The 1,704-nt window shown below is 53.6% G+C and carries 1 rRNA gene; it reads left to right on the forward strand.

The window, feature by feature from the left end:
- A 23S ribosomal RNA gene (locus AC1D69_RS24955) occupies nt 1-1,704 on the forward strand; the annotation flags it as partial.

Genomic DNA, 1,704 nt, shown 5'->3' on the forward strand with positions numbered 1-1,704 from the left:
ATCTGGGGTAGGGGAGCGTTGTATAGAGGTTGAAGGTGTACTGAAAAGAGCGCTGGACACTATACAAGTGAGAATGCCGGTATAAGTAACGAAAAGATCAGTGAGAATCTGATCCGCCGAAAGCCTAAGGGTTCCTGAGGAAGGCTCGTCCTCTCAGGGTAAGTCGGGACCTAACGCGAGGCCGAAAGGCGTAGTGGATGGACAACAGGTTGAAATTCCTGTACCACCGTAATCCGTTATGAGTAATGGGGTGACGCAGCAGGGTAGTGACGCGGACTGATGGAATAGTCCGTCTAAGCAGTGAGGCTTGTGTGTAGGCAAATCCGCACACTATAAGGCTGGGCTGTAATGGGGAGCGAAAATTATAGTAGCGAAGGTCATGATCTCACACTGCCAAGAAAAGCCTCTAACCAGGAGAAGGTGCCCGTACCGCAAACCGACACAGGTAGGCGAGAAGAGTATTCTAAGGCGCGCGGAAGAACTCTCGTTAAGGAACTCGGCAAAATGACCCCGTAACTTCGGGAGAAGGGGTGCCCCGGTAGTGTGAATAGCACGAGGGGGCCGCAGTGAAAAGGCCCAAGCGACTGTTTAGCAAAAACACAGGTCTGTGCGAAGCCGTAAGGCGAAGTATACGGGCTGACGCCTGCCCGGTGCTGGAAGGTTAAGGGGAGTGGTTAGGAGCAATCCGAAGCTATGAACCGAAGCCCCAGTAAACGGCGGCCGTAACTATAACGGTCCTAAGGTAGCGAAATTCCTTGTCAGGTAAATTCTGACCCGCACGAATGGCGTAACGACTTGGGCGCTGTCTCAACGAGAGATCCGGTGAAATTTTAATACCTGTGAAGATGCAGGTTACCCGCGACAAGACGGAAAGACCCCATGGAGCTTTACTGCAGCTTGATATTGAATTTGGGTACGATCTGTACAGGATAGGTGGGAGCCAGAGATCCAGGAGCGCAAGCTTCTGAGGAGGCGCCGTTGGGATACCACCCTGATCGTATCTAGGTTCTAACCTAGGACCGTAAACCGGTTCGGGGACAGTGTCAGGTGGGCAGTTTGACTGGGGCGGTCGCCTCCTAAAGAGTAACGGAGGCGCCCCAAGGTTCCCTCAGAATGGTTGGAAATCATTCGAAGAGTGCAAAGGCAGAAGGGAGCTTGACTGCGAGACCTACAAGTCGAGCAGGGACGAAAGTCGGGCTTAGTGATCCGGTGGTACCGCATGGAAGGGCCATCGCTCAACGGATAAAAGCTACCCTGGGGATAACAGGCTTATCTCCCCCAAGAGTCCACATCGACGGGGAGGTTTGGCACCTCGATGTCGGCTCATCGCATCCTGGGGCTGAAGTAGGTCCCAAGGGTTGGGCTGTTCGCCCATTAAAGCGGTACGCGAGCTGGGTTCAGAACGTCGTGAGACAGTTCGGTCCCTATCTGTCGTGGGCGCAGGAAATTTGAGAGGAGCTGTCCTTAGTACGAGAGGACCGGGATGGACGCACCTCTGGTGTACCAGTTGTTCCGCCAGGAGCATAGCTGGGTAGCTACGTGCGGACGGGATAAGCGCTGAAAGCATCTAAGCGTGAAGCCCCCCTCAAGATGAGATTTCCCAATTAGTAAGACCCCTTGAAGACGACGAGGTAGATAGGTTGGAGGTGGAAGTGCAGCAATGCATGGAGCTGACCAATACTAATCGGTCGAGGGCTTATCCTA

This window comes from Paenibacillus sp. Y301, assembly GCF_059445505.1.